Consider the following 18,412-nt stretch of genomic DNA (forward strand, 5'->3'; position numbering starts at 1 on the left):
TGTATATTCCTCCAATGTGTTTTTCAATAGTAATTTTGTTTCGTGAACAAGTTATAAGGTGGCTAACATAGTTCCCCATGTCAATCCGCCGCCAAAACCTGAGAACACCACTTTTTGACCACTGCCAAGTGACAGTGTACCTCGTTTGATTTCTTCATCCAGCAATAACGGAATCGAGGCTGCCGAAGTATTGCCATAATCTTGCATATTTTGCAAAAATTTCTCACGGGGCTGCTTCAGCTTGCGAGCAACTTTGTCTAAAATACGTGAATTTGCTTGGTGAAGCAAAAAATAATCGATTGCTTCATCTTGTGTCAGATCATTGATCGAGGCGACCACATCACGCGTCGCAAAATCAAAGATTTCTCGTCCAATCATTTGCATACAAGCACTATACGCCGGAGCGTTTTGTGAAAAAGGATTCTCATTCGTTCGAAAACCAGATGTTAAGGACATGCCTCGCGTCCCATCTGCTTTTAAAGACTCTTTGAGCAAATGCTGCTCTGAAGATGCTTCCAGCAATAGACCGCCGGCACCATCTCCGAATAAAACAGCCGTCGAACGGTCGTTCCAATCCAAGACTTTTGAAAGTACTTCTCCACCGATGACCAATCCTTTTTTAGCGCCCGTTCGAATCAGTTTTTCAGCCATAGACAATGCATACACGAAACCAGCACATGCTGCACTGATATCAAAAGCAAAGGCATTGACTGCCCCAATCGCCCCTTGGACTTGGCAAGCAACCGCCGGTGTATTGAAATCCGGTGTGATCGTCGCTACCAAGATAAAATCTAGACTTTCTGCTGAAAGCTGAGCATCTTGCAAAAGCGTTTGAGCGACGCGAATACAAAGGTCTGAAGTGTTTTCGCCAACAGCGACTCTTCTTCGTTTGATTCCCGTGCGAGAATGGATCCATTCATCTGAAGTATCCATCAAATTTGATAGATCATCATTTGTTACGATTTTTTCTGGAACATAACTTGCAGTCGCGGTAATTTTTCCAAACATATTCATCCATTATTCTCACTTATAATCTTGTAAAAAGTCATGCAGATTTTTCAGTGCTTTCAACAGTGCCTGTTCCTCTTCAGGAGACATCTGACTCAAGACACCTTTCACCATCTCACGATGAAAATGCTGATGAACACGATAAAGGAGTTTTCCTTTTTTCGTCAAACCTAGTTTGACGACTCGCCGATCATCTTCACTGCGAATCCGTTCTACATATTCTTTTTTCACCAAACGATTGATCGCGATGGTCAAAGTCCCAACAGTGATCGAAAGCTCTTTGGCAACTTCAGTCGTGGTCTTTTTTTTGTACATCCCGATGGCTTCGATGGTATGCATTTCGGTAATTGAAAGGTCTTTGAATTGAGATTTTTTCAATTCAGATTCTTCAATCACTAAGATGTCATTAAAGACGCTGACTAAGTAGTCATTAACTGTTTCTAAATTGGGTTCCATAACCTTCACCATCCGAATACTTTGATAATCAAATCATTTGATAGTCAAACTATATCGGAAGTTATTGAGAAATGCAAGAATTTTTTCGAACTTTTTTTATTTTTAAGCGCATTTTTATTTAAGAATTGATTTTCTAAGATTTTAAAAGCTGCGAGTTGACAAAATAATCCGTTTCCGTTATAGAGAAATTTCCTTTGAATGTCAAAGTTTATCATTGCGTTGCTTCCACTCTATTTCTAATTTTTTCTTGTCAAAGGCCAGCAAACGTTGCTCTCTTACGCTTCTTCTGCTACTCTTTGAAGGAAGGAGAGGAACGATCGATGAATCCGAACAAAGAGTTTCTAAAAAACAAAGCAAATGCACTGCCTGAAAAGCCTGGTGTTTATTTAATGAAAGATCAGCACAACGAAGTCTTGTATGTAGGAAAAGCCAAATCATTGAAACAGCGTGTCGTTTCTTACTTCCGAAAAAATCAGCAGCATGCCAATAAGGTGCTTCGACTTGTTTATAATGTCGTTGATTATGAAACGATCGAAACAGATACAGAATTGGATGCACTTTTACTTGAATGTCGTTTGATCCAAGCTTTTCATCCTATCTACAACCGACAAATGAACCATTCAGCCAACTATTGCTTTGTTGACTTGACGAATCATACCTTCACGATCACTCAAATACCCCAAATTGGCAGTTATGGCCCCTTTCGGCAAACAAAAAAATTGCCAGCATTGTTTCAATTATTGTCAGAAACCTTTCAATTGCCGACTGTCAACGAACTGACGCTATTGACCTTACGTAAGCAGCTCCCTCAAATGGATGCGTATCCCTTGGAACAGAAGTGGCGGGAGATCGGCTGTTTTTTTGCAGGAAAGAAGACCGACTGTTTTTCACTCCTTAAACAACGCTTAGCATATCTGATTGATCACCTATTGTTTGAGCAAGCTAGTGTACTGCAGCGCGAGATCCATTTAGCACAAAGCTTTTACCAAGAAATCGTGAGAGTCAATCAGTTTATTCAAGAACCAGAAGTGATTTTTTCTATTCCCCTTGACTTAGAGGAGCTAGGATCACAGATGACTCAAATCAAATACTATCAAGTTAGCTTTGGCAAGTTGATCCAAACAAAAGTTCTTTCTCCCGAGGAAACATTCCAGCCACTCCCGTCAGCAAGCGCTGCGCTTCCTTTAGCCCCGGAAGATCTCGATCCATTAGGGATCATCCTTAATCACTTGTATCGCCAAGAAAAAGCAGCAGATAAATAAAAAAACAGCAAGCCCAAGTAGGCTTGCTGTTTAGAAACGAGAAAGCGACGACGAACGTCCCACTCATTCTTATTGGATCAAATCATAGATTTCCATGGCTACAATATCAACATTATCAAATTGATAAGATTGACTTGATTCTGCTTCCGTTAATTCAAACGTTTCTGTCGAATTGTCATAAGTAACGGTACATTTTTCGACGCCTTCTTTTTCAAAACGACGTACTTGAACTTCATTGTCTTGCGCTTCGACCATCGCTTCTAAACGTTTGATGATAGCGACTAATTGCGAACTTTTCATTCGTAAGCCTCCTTTTTCTGTCCGTTATATTGTATCAAAACATCCTCTATCTTGCATTGATTTTTCGTATTTTTTTTGTCATTTTAAGATTTTTTTCCATCTTGCCACCAAAGTTTAATCAGCGCCTGCGTTCCGTCATTTTCGAAGCCTTTTTCAGCTAACTGATCATACAATTTTTTAGCTAAAGCGGTGCTTGGCAAATCCAATCCCATCTTCTTGGCCTCATCCAAAGCGATCCCCAAATCTTTGATGAAATGTTTGACAAAAAAGCCTGGAGAATAATCCTCTTTTAGGATACGAGGACTGTAATTCGTCATGGACCAATTGGCTGCCCCACCGCCAGAAAGCGTGTCAATCACTCGTGGTAAATCAAGACCGGCTTGATTCGCATAGACCAGCATTTCTGTCATCCCCGTCATGGTTCCGGCAATCATGATCTGATTGGCCATTTTCGTATGCTGACCTTTTCCTGCCCCTCCTTGAAGTTGAAACGTCTTTCCTAATACTTCAAAAAGTGGTTTTACTTGTTGGTAAGCTTCTTCATCGCCACCAACCATAATCGTTAGCGTAGCGTTTCTCGCACCAAGATCCCCACCAGAAACTGGCGCATCGATACTCGCTGCTCCTTTTTCCTTCGCTGTCTGGTAGATTCGTTCTGCCAAATCAGGTGTACTGGTGGTAAAATCCACCAATGTTTTGCCCGTCACAGCCGTTTGAAAAATCCCTTGAGGCCCATAGTAAACCTCTTCAACATCGGATGGATAACCAACCATTGTAAAGATGATTTCACTTTCTGATGCAACTTCTGTTGGGGTGTCACACCAAATTGCTCCATTCGCAACGAGTTCATCTGTTTTTGCTTTCGTCCGATTGTAAACATTCACTGTATGTCCTGCAGCTAAGAGATGACCAACCATCGCTTGACCCATGACACCAGTACCGATAAATCCTAATTCCATGCAGATCCCTCCAAAATAAAAAAGTTCATGTCTTTAGTATACGCTAAAAACATGAACTTGCGAAAATTTTCTGTTTAATCGATCGTTCGGCGAAAGGCCTTTAATTTTACTTTGAATTTTTCTAGCGTCTGCTCGGTTTCTTTTTCGATGCGTTCTGTTTCATAATAAGCGACCATGTCATGGTAGAAAGATAGCATCGACTCACCGAAGCGCAATGCCGAGATCTCGTACATTTTTCTAGCAAGAACTTCGGGATCAGCAGGAATCTTTCGTTCATAATAATCAATAAATGCTTTTGCGAAATCCCGATCACTCTCATAGGTGACGCCTAAAGACGGATCATCGATCAAGGTGTTTAAGTAGTCATTGCCTTCAACGACTAACGGTGTTCCAGCAGCCATTGCTTCCGTGTAAGTCAGTCCTTGTGTTTCTGATGTGGAGGCACTGACGAAGTAATCGGCAGCATGGTAATAGATCGCCACTTTATCATTTGCCACTTCACCGACAAATTGAACATGGTCAGATAGAGCCATATCCACCACTTTTTCTTCTAATTTTTCTTTATGCGGACCTTTCCCAACGATCACTAATTGCGCATCAGGAATCTTCGTTAAAATTTCTGGCATGCCGTCGATGATTGCTTGGATATTCTTTTCATAAGAAATACGACTGAGGGAAAGCAGCATGGGTTGATTCTCAGTGATGCCCAATTTCTCCCGCAATTCTTTTTTCATGTCAGTTGTAATATCCGGTCGGCGAAACTTCTCAACTTCGATCCCTGTGGGGATGATCCGCATTGGTGAAACCACACCATACCCTCTCAGCGTATCGATGACCCGTTCACTTGGACAAACAACACCTGTCGAGTGGTTGGCAAATAGCCGTGAAAGATATTTCACGTGAGATGGCCGCAAGACCTTTCCGTTTGCGATGTAGTGCAAGTAATCTTCATACATTGTATGGTAGGTATGGATCACAGGAATCTGCAATTTACGCCCCACCATTTTCCCCAACATCCCAGAACCAAACTCTGTATGGGTATGGATCAATTCCAATTCTAATTCTTTGGCGATCAAATAGGCATACAACATGCCGCGAACCACGATTCGCCGATCTTTGAAGGACACAAACGGGACACTTGGCATGCGAATGATATCTTCTTCGTCCAGATCAGCATTTGGATCGGTCGTTGTAAAGATATACACTTTATGGCCTTTTTTCTCAAGCTCTTCTTTCAATGTCTTGATCGATGTCGCCACACCACTTACCTGGGGGAAGTAGGTGTCAGTAAAAAATCCGATTTTCAAAACGGTACCTCCAAACTTTACATTAGTTTCTTCATTCCGTATTCATCACTTTTGTATAAACCTCTTGTAATTTAAACCCAATTTCATCAATACTCTTTTGCTTTGCTGTTTCATAACCCGCTTCACTCAATGGTGGTAACGTGCCCTCCACGATTCCTTTGATTTTCTCAATAAATCCTTCATTGGTTTTTTCCATGTATGCATTGTGCCCATTACTTAGCCACCCTTTATAAACAGGAATATCCCGAACGAGCACATTTTGGCGGCTGGCTAACGCCTCAAGGACTACGATCCCTTCTGTTTCTTCATAAGAAGGAAAGAAGAATAAATCGGCAGCGGAATATGCGCCTTCGATAATGTCTCCTTTGATATAACCTGGAAACAACACATTTTCTGGATGGTCTTCATTGACGAGGTCGCGGATCTGTTTAGGAATCGTCATCATTGGTGTATGACCAAACCAGATAAACGTATACTCAGGCAACTGTCTAGCTATCTCTACAAAATCAAGAATGCCTTTTCGTTCAAAAAATAAACCGACGGATATAATGACTTTTTGATCTGGTAAGAGATTGAAATACTCGCGAAAGGCTTTTTCTTTCTCTTGATCCGGCTGATATTTGTCAAGATCGATGCCGTTTGAGATTGCGTCGATCGGTACTTGGATACCATACCCTTCCAAAAGTTCTTTCGAATAAGGAGTCGGGGTGATCAACTGATCGGCTCTAGAATAAAGATTGATCAAATATTTTTTATATAATGGCGAAAGCTGGTTTGAGCCGATAAATGAATTCCGAAAATCCTCTTCTGTAGAATGGGCATGGTAAATCACTTTTTTCCCTTGTCTTTTGGCTTTGTTGACCATGTGCATACTATTGATCCCATACGTGTTGATATGAAGGATATCATAGTTCTCATCATTTTTATCAAGAGTAAAAGGAATCCCGACAGATGTCAGTGCTCGTTGCTGATGGGCCAACGCTCGACCGATACCTGATTTAGCTAATAATTTTTCTCCTTCAAAATAAAGAAGTACTTTCAAAGATGATTCCTCCTTGGAAATGCTTATATCTGATATTAGTATACCATAGGCAATCGGAGACATACTCCTACCATGGTCCTAGATTTTGTTCCCCATTTAATCATGATACGTGAAAAACTTACGGAATCATAGCTTTATACAAAGATATGACAAAATTGTTCGTTTTCTGAAAAAACGAGCAGGCTATTGCAAGTCAAATCGAACAAGAAGGCTTCTTATAACAAAAAAAAGGCAACAAGCAAAATTGCTTGTTGCCTAGAAATGATTAGTTTACATACTGTTCGATTAGCTCAACAACTTCTTCCATTGTATCGCAATCTTCTAAAGCACGTTTTGCTAATTCTTGCATGTCAGTCGTTGACAAGCGTTTCATTAAGCTACGTGTTTTCAGAACAGATGTTGCACTCATTGAGAACTCATCTAAGCCCATACCTACAAGAAGCGGCACAGCAGTTTGATCGCCCGCCATTTCTCCACACATACCAGCCCATTTGCCTTCAGCATGCGCTGAGTCGATCACGTTTTTGATCAAACGTAAAATTGATGGGTTGTATGGTTGGTACAAGTAAGACACGCGCTCGTTCATGCGGTCTGCAGCCATGGTGTATTGGATCAAGTCATTGGTACCAATACTGAAGAAGTCAACTTCCTTCGCAAACTTGTCTGCTAAGACAGCAGCTGCTGGAATTTCGATCATGATTCCGACTTGGATCTCGTTAGAAACCTCAACGCCTTCGTCAATCAATTTTTGACGCTCTTCTTCATACATTTTCTTCGCAGTACGGAACTCTTTCAATGTTGCCACCATTGGGAACATGATACGTAAGTTGCCGTGAGCAGAAGCACGTAACAACGCACGAAGTTGGGTACGGAACATGTCATCCCCAAGTTCAGATAAGCTGATACGCAATGCACGATAGCCTAAGAAAGGATTCATTTCATGAGGCAATTTTAGGTAAGGAAGTTCTTTATCGCCACCAATATCCATTGTACGGACAACCACTGGTTTGCCAGCCATTCCTTCTAAAACTGCTTTGTATGCTTTGTATTGGTCTTCTTCTGTTGGGAAATCAGGAGAATCCATGTACAAGAATTCAGTACGGTATAAACCGACTGCTTCTGCACCATTGTTGTGGACACCTTCTAAATCTTTTGGCGTTCCAATGTTCGCAGCTAATTCAAAGTGCTTACCATCAGCGGTAACTGTTTCAGCATCTTTCAATTTTTCCCATTCTGCTTTTTGTTCTGCGTAGGCTTTCCCAGCTTCAACAAATTCAGCTGCTTGGTCATCTGTCGGGTTGACGATAACGTCACCGATAATACCGTTAACAGCTAAGATGTCGCCCGCTTTCACTTTTGCAGTGATCTCCATTGTTCCAACGATTGCTGGGATTTCAAGAGAACGTGCCATGATAGCGGAATGAGAAGTACGTCCACCGATATCTGTTACAAAAGCTTTTACAAAGTTGCGGTCTAATTGTGCAGTATCACTTGGTGTCAAGTCATGCGCAACAACGACTACTTCTTCGTTGATCATTGAAGGATTAGGCAAAGTCACATTCAGCAAATGCGCCAAGATACGTTTTGCGACATCTTTAATGTCAGCTGCCCGTTCTTGCATGTAAGCATTGTCATCCATTGCTTCAAACATACCAATATACATGTCAGTAACTTCTTTCAACGCAGCTTCTGCATTGACTTTGTTATCTGTCACGTTTTGTTTGATTTGACCAATCATCTCAGGATCTGAAAGAACCATTAAATGAGCATCAAATACTTGTGCTTCTGCTTCACCTAAAGTTTGCGCTGCTTTGTCACGGATTTGTTGTAATTCCGCTGTTGACTTCGCTAACGCATCATCTAAGCGTGCTTCCTCTGCTGCAGTATCTTCAACTGATACTTTTGAAAAAGATAAATCAGGTTGTACTAACAGGTAGGCTTTCGCAACGGCTACACCATCACTAGCAGCAATTCCTTTTAGCATCTCAACCATTATTCAGACAAACCTTCTTTTTTCATTGTTTCTACGATTGCAGCGATTGCATCTGCTTCGTCAGCACCTTCAGCAGTGATAGTTACATCAGAACCTTGGCCAACGCCTAAAGACATTACGCCCATGATTGATTTAAGGTTTACTGATTTACCTTTGTACTCTAAGTTGATATCAGAGTTGAATTTGCTTGCTGTTTGAACCAATAATGTAGCTGGACGTGCGTGAATCCCTGTCTCAGCAACTACGTGAAAATCTTTCTTTTCCATATTGATCAATCTCCTTTATGATACGTTTTTTTGTGTGAAGGCAAAATTTCCATGCATGCAATGACACCCGAAAAAAATCGCCCTTTCAACTGTTAAGATTACCATTTTTTTCCTCGATAGACAACCGTTTTCTCTTAAATAAACGATTGAAATAAATGTCCTATTTATTTTCTTGCACATAACGGTAGATGATCTTCCCATTTAAGCCCGCTTCTCCGACAAAAGAAGACCGATCTTCCAATTGGAGCCAGACATCTCTAAACGCCAGGAATTCTGGCTGTTGGACAATCAATTCTTGGATCTCTCCATTGCGCAAACGCGTTATTTCTGAAGCAAAATCTCTGTTCTCCATCGTCAATTCTCACCTCTTTCTTTCTATTATAATGGAATTACTTTTTATTTAAAAGACGCTTCTGCTAATGAAAGAGCGGCAAAAATTTTTACGAGTAAAATTCTTGCAGTCTGACAAAAAGTTAGTATAATAGAATTATGGTCAGTAAAGGTCAATAACACATTACCTCGAAGATGACCGTTTCTTTGCACACAGCCCCTTTTCTTTTACAAGTGTAAAAAAGCGCCGTAAAATAAGGGTGTTGGAACAAATATGAAAGGTCGTGAATCTATGCTTTGTCAAAATTGCGGCAAAAATGAAGCGTCTATTCATTTATATGCCAGTGTCAATGGTCAAAGAAAACAACTCGATTATTGTCAAAGTTGTTACCAAAAATTAAAAGCTCAATCTGGGAATGCTGCAGCTGCAATGGCGCAAGATCCTTTTGGATTCGGCAATATTGATGATCTATTTCGTCAAATGTCTCGCCAGATGCAGCAAGGAAATACCCCTTATGAACAAACCCCTCCGACCCAAACCGGCGGTAACGGTTTTGTCGGCGGTCAGCCTCCACGCAATAACCAAGCACCTGCAGGTCTGTTAGGAGAATACGGTATCAATATTACCCAAATGGCTCGTGATGGCGAAGTCGATCCAGTCGTTGGTCGTGATTCAGAGATCAAACGAGTGATTGAGATCCTTAATCGTCGAACAAAAAATAACCCTGTGCTTATTGGTGAACCTGGGGTTGGGAAAACTGCCGTCGTTGAAGGGTTAGCCCAAAAAATCGTCGATGGCGATGTACCACAAAAACTGATGGACAAAGAAGTCATTCGTTTGGACGTTGCGTCTCTTGTTCAAGGCACAGGTATTCGTGGCCAATTCGAAGAACGCATCCAAAAATTGATTGAAGAAATCAAGCAAGCAGAAAACGTGATTTTGTTCATTGATGAAGTCCATGAAATCGTTGGCGCTGGTGCAGCTGGCGACGGAAATATGGATGCTGGAAACATCTTAAAACCAGCTCTTGCCCGTGGAGAACTACAAATGGTCGGAGCAACGACGTTAAATGAATACCGCATCATCGAAAAAGATGCTGCTTTAGAACGCCGTTTGCAACCAGTACGTGTGGATGAACCTTCTGTGGAAGAAACGATCCGCATCTTAAAAGGTTTGCAACCACGTTATGAAGATTATCATCATGTGAAATATACTGATGAAGCGATCGCAGCTGCCGCTACCCTTTCTAACCGATACATCCAAGACCGATTCTTGCCTGATAAAGCAATCGATCTACTAGATGAAACAGGTTCTAAGAAAAACTTAACGATCCAAATCGTTGATCCAAAAACGATCGAAAAGAAATTACAAGAAGCAGAAGAGCAAAAACAAGCTGCCTCTCGAGAAGAAGATTTCGAAAAAGCTGCTTACTATCGCGATCAAATCAATAAATTGCAAAAAATGAAGGAACGCCAAATCAGCGAAGAAGAAACGCCAGTCATTACCGAAAAAGACATGGAACAAATCGTTGAAGAACGGACAAATATTCCAGTTGGTGAATTGAAAGAAAAAGAACAAACGCAATTGAAAAATCTTGCGGATGACTTGAAAGCTAAAGTTATCGGACAAGATGAAGCGATCGATAAAGTAGCCAAAGCGATCCGCAGAAATCGGGTCGGTTTAGGCAAACAAAACCGTCCAATTGGCTCTTTCTTATTCGTCGGGCCAACCGGTGTCGGGAAAACCGAATTAGCAAAACAATTAGCCTATGAGATGTTTGGTTCTGAAGAATCGATGATTCGTTTCGATATGTCAGAATACATGGAAAAACACAGTGTATCCAAACTGATTGGCTCTCCTCCTGGTTACGTTGGCTATGAAGAAGCGGGTCAATTGACGGAAAAAGTTCGTCGGAATCCATATAGCCTAATTTTATTAGACGAAGTGGAAAAAGCCCATCCTGATGTATTGCATATGTTCTTGCAAATTCTCGATGATGGTCGTTTGACGGATGCCCAAGGACGTACAGTCAGCTTTAAAGATACGCTGATCATCATGACTAGTAATGCGGGAACTGGCAAAGTTGAAGCCAATGTTGGCTTTGGCGCAGCGCGTGAAGGCATCACTCGTTCCGTGTTAAATCAATTGAACAATTACTTTACGCCAGAATTTCTCAATCGCTTTGACGGGATCATCGAATTCAAGGCACTAAGCAAGGAAAACTTGTTATCGATCGTGTCCCTTATGCTGCATGATGTCAATCAAACACTTAGTCATCAAAAATTGCATATCGATGTTCCACAAGACGTGCAAGAAAAACTGGTCGATCTAGGTTACAGTGCAACGATGGGTGCTCGCCCATTGCGCAGGACCATCCAAGATCAAATCGAAGACGGGATTGCTGAATATTATCTTGAGCATCCTCAAGTTCGTCAATTAAAAGCACAATTGGAGGATTCCGATAAAATCGTTGTAACTTCAGCCGAATCCTCTGCACTTCCTGAAGAAACACCTTCTGCTGAAGAGGAAAAACCATCGGAAACAGATGAGCAATAACGTGTCAAAACGGTGACCAAACCGTTCGTTTTGCCAGACAACCATGTTTTGCCAAAAAATTGGGTAATTCCGAGTTGTCTGGCTTTTCTTTTGAAAAAAAACGACCTATAATGTTATTAATAAATACATAGAATGTGAGGTGAGTCTGGTGAAATTAATCAACGTTACAAACAGCCATTCTCGACTAGTATTGAATCAACTTGAAAATACCGACGCAGAACTTGTAAAGGTTTACACTGCCGGAGACACGACCGTGATCTTTACCTCAGCGCCGAACCACAATGAAATTTTGCTGATCAATAAAAAACGGAATATTCGCCCGACGGAAGTAGAAGAAATCAAAAATTACTTCTTGAAAAAATTACCTGATGGATCCTATGATCCTGCTACGATCTCTGTGATCCAAATGCCCGAAGTGGTAGAAATCTCCATCAAAAAAACGTTGTCTTCCTCACGTTAGCTTTGCCTAATCACGTGTTTAAAAAATATCTATAAAAGGTGACTGTCGCAGCCCTCTTTTATAGATATCTTTTTTTGTCTTCTCTCCTCCTTCTTTCGCCTAGTACTTCGACCAACGCTACCTGATAGTCAAGCAAAAAAAGAGAGCATTACGCTCTCTTTTTCAAGTATATTTATTAGAAATCATCGACTGGATCATCACATGTAGATTGTGCCAATCCTTGGTACTATGAACATTGCCAAAAAATGTAAATTTCTGTGACTCATTATGGATCAGCACGCCATCAGAAACCAGTATGTCTGAGTCTCCTAAGTTCGAACTAAAGTGAATCACATTTTCATTGTAAATTTTCAATAGTTTGTTCTTAATGACCGGGATATATTCTGGGTGGTTCAAAAGAGAAATACCAATGCGAATCGGTTCCTCTTTTTGGATAGGTAAATAAGATGCTGTAATCTGAGCGATTTTCCTTAAGAAAAGGGCTTCTTTTTCTATTACAAACGAATGGCGCTGCAAGACGGTCGCAATCAGCTCCTCCACCTCTAATACGCGTTCGTTCGTAGAGGACAAATCTTCAGTAGACACAAAACTATCCAAAAAGAGATGAAGACAGCCCCATGTATTCATCACTAATTCATAGGTAAGAAACGCTTCAATCGCTTTGGAAAGATCATACTTTTGCGACAAGACAGCCACAACATCGGCAGAAAATTCGACCAATGGATTCCCCGAGAGGTTTCGCAGCTGTTTCCCCAAAAGAAGTTTCTCTTGATCCGAGATCGTTTCAGGTATGAAGAGAAAAACCCAGAAATGATAAAAAATCTGTTCTTTCTCGATATCTTGCTGACTTCTGATCGGCAGCAGCTTGATCACTTGCTTTTCCCCATTGAGTTGCTTGATTTGCTCATAAATAGCGATGGAAGCTTCGTCTAATTCATTGACGATATAGCCCCTCAACACCGCATTCTCAATGATTGAAAACATAATGTCGTGCTTCACTTTTGTAGTTTTCAACGGCTCATATTCTTTCGCAGCTAATTCAACGCTTGCACGGGTGCGCTGATTGATGTAAACATTGCAAGCCATGATCTCAACTAAATAATGGTACATCCGCACACAAGGCTCTGCCCCTGTCAGATCAATGGAATCTGTGTTGTTATTGATAGTAATCGGGACATTTTGGATAACCAGCATTTTTTTCAGATAGCTGATCAATTTATAACAATAAGAAATACTAAAAATCAATTCTTCTGAGATGTCCACCATACGGGTCTTTCTTTTTCTTAACAAATAGGATAATAGACGATAATAAGGAGATTCTAAGAAATACTTCTTCTTTAGATTCACAAAAATATGCAGGCTTTGTTCTTCGTTTAATTCTCGTGACAAATAAACGGTTCTCTTTTTCAACAAAAAAATAGACTCATCAAAGGTCGTAAACTCTCTCATATCTTCGGCGATTTCATTGATCAATATTTTCACCTGATACAAAGATTTGTTTATCGTTTCACATATTTTATCAAGAGACAGCTGCTTCTCCAAAATGATATTTCTAATAATAGTTAATTTATCTACCTGTTTTTTGGTTAAATAAAACCTATACAACTTTTCTATATACTCCAAAATTTTTTACCCGCCTTATTTAAAAAGTATCCTAGTTTCCAATTATAGTAAAATAAACTTAAATTTGAGCCTCTTTTTTCATTAAACGGACAATTTTAATAAAAACTTCAGAAAAATCCCCGCTTCTTTAAAACAGAACGGGTGAGAAGAACTTGTGAAATGATTCTTACCTTTTGTAACAAAAAAGTGTTGGAAACCATTAAAAAGATCCTGGGAATTAGCTGTTTCCATAAACTTAGATAAAATTTGTATTCTTTCATTGATTGGTAAGTGACTTGGAGAGTAAAATCATTTTCTAGCTGGACAAACTTCTTTGAGGAATCAAGTTCATTTCAAAGAGCTTGTAATAAAATATCTTCTCTTTTTAGCCAGCAATCTTTGTATTCATAAATGTTGATGATCGACAATTCATCACTCATCTCATTAATTGACCGCATAATTTCTTCATCATCCGAATCAACATTGCCAATGACATGCAAATCATAATGAATACCAGATTTATCCACGCACTCAACGATATAACTGATGACATCTCCCCAAAAATGTTCCAATCGATGCGTGCCTCCTGCTTTTTCTAGCCTTGAACGTTCAGCGATACACAAAACGTTTTTCGAAGAGTATTGCAAGATGTTGATTTCCCCTAGTGATTCTGCTAAGTAGTCAAGAACCGATTGACGATCATCCTCTTGATCCACAATTAAATTTCTCTCTAAAATCGTGTTCGTCTTGTTGCTGAAAAAGCGCACAGTCAACATGGTAGCATTCTTTTGTCCACTGAAATTTATTCTGGTTTGCAGCATTTTGATTCACTCCTTAAAAGAACTTTGATCCTCTACTATTAAGGATATAGTAAGAACCAGCTGATTTTTATCGTCTTTTTTTCAAAAAAACTACAAATAAAATAATCATTGTCACTCTTTTTCTTTCTACTGACTAAAAGACCTGTCGATTAGAAACGGGTAGCAACTTCATAAAATTAAGATAGACAAAAAACTCTTTCAAAGCTTTCTTCAAAGAGTCTGATTGTATATTCTTAAAAAAATATGCTTCCTATTAAAATCTATGGTTCATGAGATAGCCATCCCAAACAGTTAGTTTTTGAGATATCATCATAATAAAATAAACATGAACGTTTATTAACACGGGAGTACCCCTTGATTTCTCTGTCATGTGAAGCTAGAAGATTTGTAGGGGCAGATTACAAATTGAATGAAAACGTTAATTGATATTTTTTAAATAAGTAACTTTGATATACCTATCCAATAGGAATACATATATAGAATCATACTTTTTAATCCCCACCCTACGCAACTGTTCATACGCGTAAAGCTACTGCCAAAATAGTTTCTTAAAAATGATAGAAAGTTGATTTCTATTGAATTGCAGGGGTTCGCTAAAGAAATATTAAACATGAATTTTCAGAACTCGTTTCTCTGACAGCGACTGATTCAGAGCAAATTCTCAGAGACTACGAATAACATTTTTTTCGTTTTTTAGGTCCAATCCTAGTTGGAACGACAATTCTTTCAACTCTGAGAAGACGTTGACTTAAAATAAAAGCCAAAATATAACCCTGCAACAAATTTACTTTCATAGTGATTATTACCGAATTGATAATTCGTAGACAGAAAGATCGGTCGACTTGATAATCAGCATCATTTGACCACTAGAATATTTAATTAAATTATTGTATAAAAAAATCAGATTAATAAAATACTTTCTACTTTTTCATTAAAAATAGCGAAAAAACGGATAATAACATAATTCACCATCATTGTATACTTTATTTAAGCAGTAAATCATCTGCAAAAATTAAAGTGAGGTTTTATTATGAAAAAAGTTATTTTGGGTACTACATTGGCAACATCTTTACTACTAGTAGGAGGAATCACTGCGTCAGCGACTATTGGAGACCCGGTTACCGCTCCCCCAATCGCTGTTACTATCAACGAACCAGAAAATGGTGTTAGCTTTACATTTAACACCTTGACTTTAAATGAATTCGAAATTAGTGACGCCTTATTGGATGGAACTCAGGAAGGAACTATTGAAAACGTTGGTGGAACATTAACAAACTTGACCCGTGACCCTATGAGCGTTACCATTAGAGTTTCTTCTGGATCTAATGGTATCTACTTCTCAAATTCACTGAAAGAAATCTCTTTGCCAGCAATAACTGCAGACCCTATCGCTCGTTCAACAGAAGGCGAGTCCGTTAACTTCACATTCAATCGTGAAACTGCTTTGCTAGACGAAGGCACACCCACTATCACAGTTACTGCATCAGATACTCCTGACACTGGTAATGGCGATACATTTTAATTTATAAAAAAGGATAGCATATGGATAAAATATCAAAACACAGAGACTCTTTTCTAAGAGTTTCTGTGTTCTTCCTCATATTGACAATAATCGCAAATATAAATATAAGTATTGCAACAGCGAATGAGACGACGAATACTTTAAAACTATCACTTAGTGATACTGAACATGAAACATCAAGAAATACTCTTACTCTTCCTTCTGATGTTGATAAAAAGTATACATTTGAAATCAAAATGGAAAACATTGGAGCTGGTGATTCATCAATAGCGGTCACTCCCTTTGCTTCAACTGCTATTTCAAGAGAATCCTCTATTTTGTACACTTCGAATACAGAGAACCTTCTCGATGGTAAATACGACTTTTCAAATTATGTTACTATCGCTTCAGATGCTATAGACGAGGAGAATCAAATAGAAATTGCCCCTAATGAATCTGTTGGTGTCAGCATTACCATAAATGTTCCAGACGACATAGAGCTTGAAGGTACTGTAATGGGTGGAATTAATTTTAAGCAAATATTAGGTGTTCAAACAGCTGAAGACTCTATTAGTATTGCGTCTGCCTACGAGTCTATCATTTTTATCAACTTACTTTTTAGTGATGTAGAAGAGCTCAAAGACGTCGTTTATGAAGACTTCTCCTTTGTTGTGCTTCAAGATACGGTAAACCTACAATTTTACGCACTCAACTATAATCCTATTTTAGGCAACTTGAACAATGCTCTTTACGAACTAATAAATCCAAATGGAGAAACAATTGCCTCTGGAGAGTTAGCAGATTCCGTTCTTTTAACGCCGTTAACCAAATCAAGAATGCAGATCCCTTTAATAGACGATAGTGAACTTATTGGAGGAGAATACCGTTTAACTATAGAAACAACTAGAAAAGCGATCACGACTACTTTTTCTTATGAGAAAGAAGACTTGGATAACTTCAAAAAAGAGAACCCTCCAACGAACACTGCCGATGTTCAGACAAATAATCAAATCCTTATCTGGATCATCTTTGTTCTCGTTGCAGCGTTGGCAGCTGCAGTCATCTATATTTTTAAATCAAAAAGAAAAAGAGAGGGCTAGTGTTGTGACCCCAAAAGTTAGCTTTTAGGACTAACTTTTGGAGGTCGCTTCAAAGCTCCTTTTTTTAGTACCACCAATTAGTCACAAACTTATTCAGCAAAAGCACTTATCACCTAGTATTAGAAAAGATGTGCAGCAAAAAACCGCTCCTATTCAGCTAAGCGGTTTTTCCTACACTAGTTTTAAACATATCTTTTATCAAAAATCACTTCTTTTGTAAAAATTGTCGCTATCTCGCACTGGCACTCTTCCTCTAAACGATCCTCATGGACAGTATCATCATTGATATCCTCAAGTGATTCTTCTTGGCTGAATGAATCTTTCTCTAAAGAGTCTTCTTCCTCTGGGCGTTCAGATTCATCTTCAATGCCATCGTCTTCTTGCTTTTCATCGTCTTGGTCTTCATCTGTCAAGTTTTCATCTGGAATCTCTTCTTTTTCCTCATCCGTCTGATTCATTTTTATATCTTTCGTAAAGGTCTCTGAATCATCAATTGCTGTAAACGTGACTGATAGGTAGTACTCAGAGTTGGCATCAAGGTATTCCTTTATGTTCAATGTTGCAGCTACGTTAAGAATCATTGATGCTTCATCAGTATCCTCAATCTGAATGATCTTCTCTTCCGAACCGTTCACGCTGTTTAGCTCTGCTGAAAATGCTTCTCCGACAGCCGTTATCGTTACGCTAAAAGCACCTTCACTGCCGTTGCTATCGACAGACAGCTGAAGATCTTGTGTGGTTTTCAACAAATAATAGTCTTCGTCCTTAAAGTCAATCGTGTTCAATTCAAAAATCAACGTTTCGGAAACGTCATCAGCCATAGCCTCTACTGTTGGAAAGAAAAATATCGCCGAAAATATGAATAACAAGCTTTTTAGCACTACATGGTCCCCTTTCTGCTTTCAGAAATCACTTTTATTTAATAAATAATCATTTGCTTTAGCAAAATCGATAGATAGATAACTAGTAGACTAGCAATAAGACTAATTCATTATGGCGTCCCGAAGCCATGGTTCACCAACTGAAAACTCAAGCCATCTGTTAGAAGTGCTTCAAATGAAGTTTCAAGGGCAATCACCGATTCATGCTCAGATAAAGAACTAGTAGCATCTGACAAAAAGAACATGTCCCTCGATCAAATGATTAAACGACCTCTATCACTGGCAATCTATTCTCTGCTTTCCCTCTACTTTCAAACAAGGAGAAAATTTCCTGAATCATCAAATGTGCCTATGATCTTTTTCTATTCATTTCAAATGCATTTCCTTGTGGTCACCTTTAATACTACGCTCTTTTTCCGACTCATTTTATCTTCTTTTAAAAGAATGGTTATAAATTAGGATAATTGTCTGATCATTGAACGATTGCCCCCAATCATGCAACCTTCCTTCTGTATCAAAAGCACGTTTTCAGCAAAAAAAGCCCCTTCTTATCCATTTGGATAATGT

18 protein-coding genes are annotated in these 18,412 nt (G+C 39.3%); 5 read left to right on the forward strand and 13 right to left on the reverse strand.

Annotated elements, in window-relative coordinates:
- Nucleotides 1-51 precede the first annotated feature (51 nt).
- Both ECA1_RS07285 and fabT read right to left on the reverse strand, forming a co-directional pair.
- Complete coding sequence (locus ECA1_RS07285; protein WP_005225889.1) at nt 52-1,014, reverse strand: beta-ketoacyl-ACP synthase III; 963 nt, start codon at nt 1,012-1,014, stop codon at nt 52-54.
- Between the two features lie 9 nt (nt 1,015-1,023).
- Nucleotides 1,024-1,464, reverse strand: coding sequence for a fatty acid biosynthesis transcriptional regulator FabT (fabT, locus tag ECA1_RS07290; protein ID WP_008378199.1), 441 nt, complete (start codon nt 1,462-1,464; stop codon nt 1,024-1,026).
- A 320-nt stretch (nt 1,465-1,784) separates the two neighbouring features.
- Between fabT and ECA1_RS07295 the strand changes: the two genes are divergently transcribed.
- Nucleotides 1,785-2,726, forward strand: coding sequence for a GIY-YIG nuclease family protein (locus ECA1_RS07295; protein WP_060792098.1), 942 nt, complete (start codon nt 1,785-1,787; stop codon nt 2,724-2,726).
- A gap of 69 nt (nt 2,727-2,795) precedes the next feature.
- On the opposite strand, the gene ECA1_RS07300 is transcribed toward ECA1_RS07295, so the two are convergent.
- The 7 genes from ECA1_RS07300 to ykzS form a co-directional block, all read right to left on the reverse strand.
- Nucleotides 2,796-3,026, reverse strand: coding sequence for a YkuJ family protein (locus tag ECA1_RS07300; RefSeq protein ID WP_005225886.1), 231 nt, complete (start codon nt 3,024-3,026; stop codon nt 2,796-2,798).
- An 83-nt stretch (nt 3,027-3,109) separates the two neighbouring features.
- Nucleotides 3,110-3,985 carry an NAD(P)-dependent oxidoreductase gene (locus ECA1_RS07305; RefSeq protein ID WP_060792099.1) on the reverse strand — a complete coding sequence of 292 codons (876 nt, stop codon included), beginning with the start codon at nt 3,983-3,985 and terminating at the stop codon, nt 3,110-3,112.
- Between the two features lie 74 nt (nt 3,986-4,059).
- The gene (locus ECA1_RS07310) at nt 4,060-5,292 is read right to left on the reverse strand and encodes a glycosyltransferase family 4 protein (protein WP_005225884.1); all 1,233 of its coding nucleotides are present in this window, start codon (nt 5,290-5,292) and stop codon (nt 4,060-4,062) included.
- A gap of 31 nt (nt 5,293-5,323) precedes the next feature.
- Nucleotides 5,324-6,334, reverse strand: a complete 1,011-nt coding sequence (locus ECA1_RS07315) for an LTA glycolipid anchor biosynthesis glycosyltransferase, IagA/BgsA family (RefSeq protein ID WP_060792100.1) — start codon at nt 6,332-6,334, stop codon at nt 5,324-5,326.
- 265 nt (nt 6,335-6,599) lie between these two features.
- On the reverse strand, nt 6,600-8,327 hold the full coding sequence (gene ptsP / locus ECA1_RS07320) for a phosphoenolpyruvate--protein phosphotransferase (RefSeq protein WP_005225882.1): 1,728 nt from the start codon (nt 8,325-8,327) through the stop codon (nt 6,600-6,602).
- Nucleotides 8,327-8,593, reverse strand: a complete 267-nt coding sequence (locus ECA1_RS07325; RefSeq protein ID WP_003126335.1) for a phosphocarrier protein HPr — start codon at nt 8,591-8,593, stop codon at nt 8,327-8,329. Before ECA1_RS07325 ends, ptsP begins: the two co-directional genes overlap by 1 nt.
- A gap of 160 nt (nt 8,594-8,753) precedes the next feature.
- On the reverse strand, nt 8,754-8,945 hold the full coding sequence (gene ykzS / locus ECA1_RS07330; protein ID WP_005225880.1) for a protein YkzS: 192 nt from the start codon (nt 8,943-8,945) through the stop codon (nt 8,754-8,756).
- A 270-nt stretch (nt 8,946-9,215) separates the two neighbouring features.
- Here ykzS and ECA1_RS07335 point away from each other — a divergent pair, with 270 nt between their 5' ends.
- Nucleotides 9,216-11,480: an ATP-dependent Clp protease ATP-binding subunit gene (locus ECA1_RS07335; RefSeq protein WP_172462585.1), complete on the forward strand. Its 2,265-nt coding sequence runs from the start codon at nt 9,216-9,218 to the stop codon at nt 11,478-11,480.
- Between the two features lie 148 nt (nt 11,481-11,628).
- Nucleotides 11,629-11,940 carry a DUF1827 family protein gene (locus ECA1_RS07340; RefSeq protein WP_005225878.1) on the forward strand — a complete coding sequence of 104 codons (312 nt, stop codon included), beginning with the start codon at nt 11,629-11,631 and terminating at the stop codon, nt 11,938-11,940.
- 162 nt (nt 11,941-12,102) lie between these two features.
- On the opposite strand, the gene ECA1_RS07345 is transcribed toward ECA1_RS07340, so the two are convergent.
- Nucleotides 12,103-13,422 (reverse strand): helix-turn-helix domain-containing protein, encoded by a 1,320-nt coding sequence (locus ECA1_RS07345; protein WP_225582179.1) that lies wholly within the window; start codon nt 13,420-13,422, stop codon nt 12,103-12,105.
- 473 nt (nt 13,423-13,895) lie between these two features.
- Nucleotides 13,896-14,363 carry a hypothetical protein gene (locus ECA1_RS07350; protein ID WP_060792101.1) on the reverse strand — a complete coding sequence of 156 codons (468 nt, stop codon included), beginning with the start codon at nt 14,361-14,363 and terminating at the stop codon, nt 13,896-13,898.
- A 1,030-nt stretch (nt 14,364-15,393) separates the two neighbouring features.
- Between ECA1_RS07350 and ECA1_RS07355 the strand changes: the two genes are divergently transcribed.
- Nucleotides 15,394-15,885 (forward strand): hypothetical protein, encoded by a 492-nt coding sequence (locus ECA1_RS07355; RefSeq protein WP_060792102.1) that lies wholly within the window; start codon nt 15,394-15,396, stop codon nt 15,883-15,885.
- Nucleotides 15,886-15,905: 20 nt separating this feature from the next.
- Complete coding sequence (locus tag ECA1_RS07360) at nt 15,906-16,964, forward strand: WxL protein peptidoglycan domain-containing protein (protein ID WP_060792103.1); 1,059 nt, start codon at nt 15,906-15,908, stop codon at nt 16,962-16,964.
- Nucleotides 16,965-17,146: 182 nt separating this feature from the next.
- Here the strand turns inward: ECA1_RS07360 and ECA1_RS07365 are convergent, their stop codons facing one another.
- Together ECA1_RS07365 and ECA1_RS17805 are read right to left on the reverse strand one after the other, a co-directional pair.
- A complete protein-coding gene (locus tag ECA1_RS07365) occupies nt 17,147-17,785 on the reverse strand; it encodes a hypothetical protein (protein ID WP_236596054.1) in 639 nt (212 codons plus the stop codon).
- Between the two features lie 170 nt (nt 17,786-17,955).
- Nucleotides 17,956-18,090 (reverse strand): hypothetical protein, encoded by a 135-nt coding sequence (locus tag ECA1_RS17805; RefSeq protein ID WP_255209320.1) that lies wholly within the window; start codon nt 18,088-18,090, stop codon nt 17,956-17,958.
- Between the last annotated feature and the right edge of the window lie 322 nt (nt 18,091-18,412).

The organism is Enterococcus casseliflavus NBRC 100478, assembly GCF_001544095.1.
GTDB lineage: Bacteria > Bacillota > Bacilli > Lactobacillales > Enterococcaceae > Enterococcus_D > Enterococcus_D casseliflavus.

Excerpts from the sequence above, each read along its gene's own strand:
- ECA1_RS07285 (WP_005225889.1), bottom strand. The coding sequence starts at position 1,014 with ATGAATATGTTTGGAAAAATTACCGCGACTGCAAGTTATGTTCCAGAA.
- fabT (WP_008378199.1), bottom strand. The coding sequence starts at position 1,464 with ATGGAACCCAATTTAGAAACAGTTAATGACTACTTAGTCAGCGTCTTT.
- ECA1_RS07295 (WP_060792098.1), top strand. The coding sequence starts at position 1,785 with ATGAATCCGAACAAAGAGTTTCTAAAAAACAAAGCAAATGCACTGCCT.
- ECA1_RS07300 (WP_005225886.1), bottom strand. The coding sequence starts at position 3,026 with ATGAAAAGTTCGCAATTAGTCGCTATCATCAAACGTTTAGAAGCGATG.
- ECA1_RS07305 (WP_060792099.1), bottom strand. The coding sequence starts at position 3,985 with ATGGAATTAGGATTTATCGGTACTGGTGTCATGGGTCAAGCGATGGTT.
- ptsP (WP_005225882.1), bottom strand. The coding sequence starts at position 8,327 with ATGGTTGAGATGCTAAAAGGAATTGCTGCTAGTGATGGTGTAGCCGTT.
- ECA1_RS07325 (WP_003126335.1), bottom strand. The coding sequence starts at position 8,593 with ATGGAAAAGAAAGATTTTCACGTAGTTGCTGAGACAGGGATTCACGCA.
- ykzS (WP_005225880.1), bottom strand. The coding sequence starts at position 8,945 with ATGGAGAACAGAGATTTTGCTTCAGAAATAACGCGTTTGCGCAATGGA.
- ECA1_RS07335 (WP_172462585.1), top strand. The coding sequence starts at position 9,216 with ATGCTTTGTCAAAATTGCGGCAAAAATGAAGCGTCTATTCATTTATAT.
- ECA1_RS07350 (WP_060792101.1), bottom strand. The coding sequence starts at position 14,363 with ATGCTGCAAACCAGAATAAATTTCAGTGGACAAAAGAATGCTACCATG.
- ECA1_RS07355 (WP_060792102.1), top strand. The coding sequence starts at position 15,394 with ATGAAAAAAGTTATTTTGGGTACTACATTGGCAACATCTTTACTACTA.
- ECA1_RS07360 (WP_060792103.1), top strand. The coding sequence starts at position 15,906 with ATGGATAAAATATCAAAACACAGAGACTCTTTTCTAAGAGTTTCTGTG.
- ECA1_RS07365 (WP_236596054.1), bottom strand. The coding sequence starts at position 17,785 with ATGGCTGATGACGTTTCCGAAACGTTGATTTTTGAATTGAACACGATT.
- ECA1_RS17805 (WP_255209320.1), bottom strand. The coding sequence starts at position 18,090 with ATGTTCTTTTTGTCAGATGCTACTAGTTCTTTATCTGAGCATGAATCG.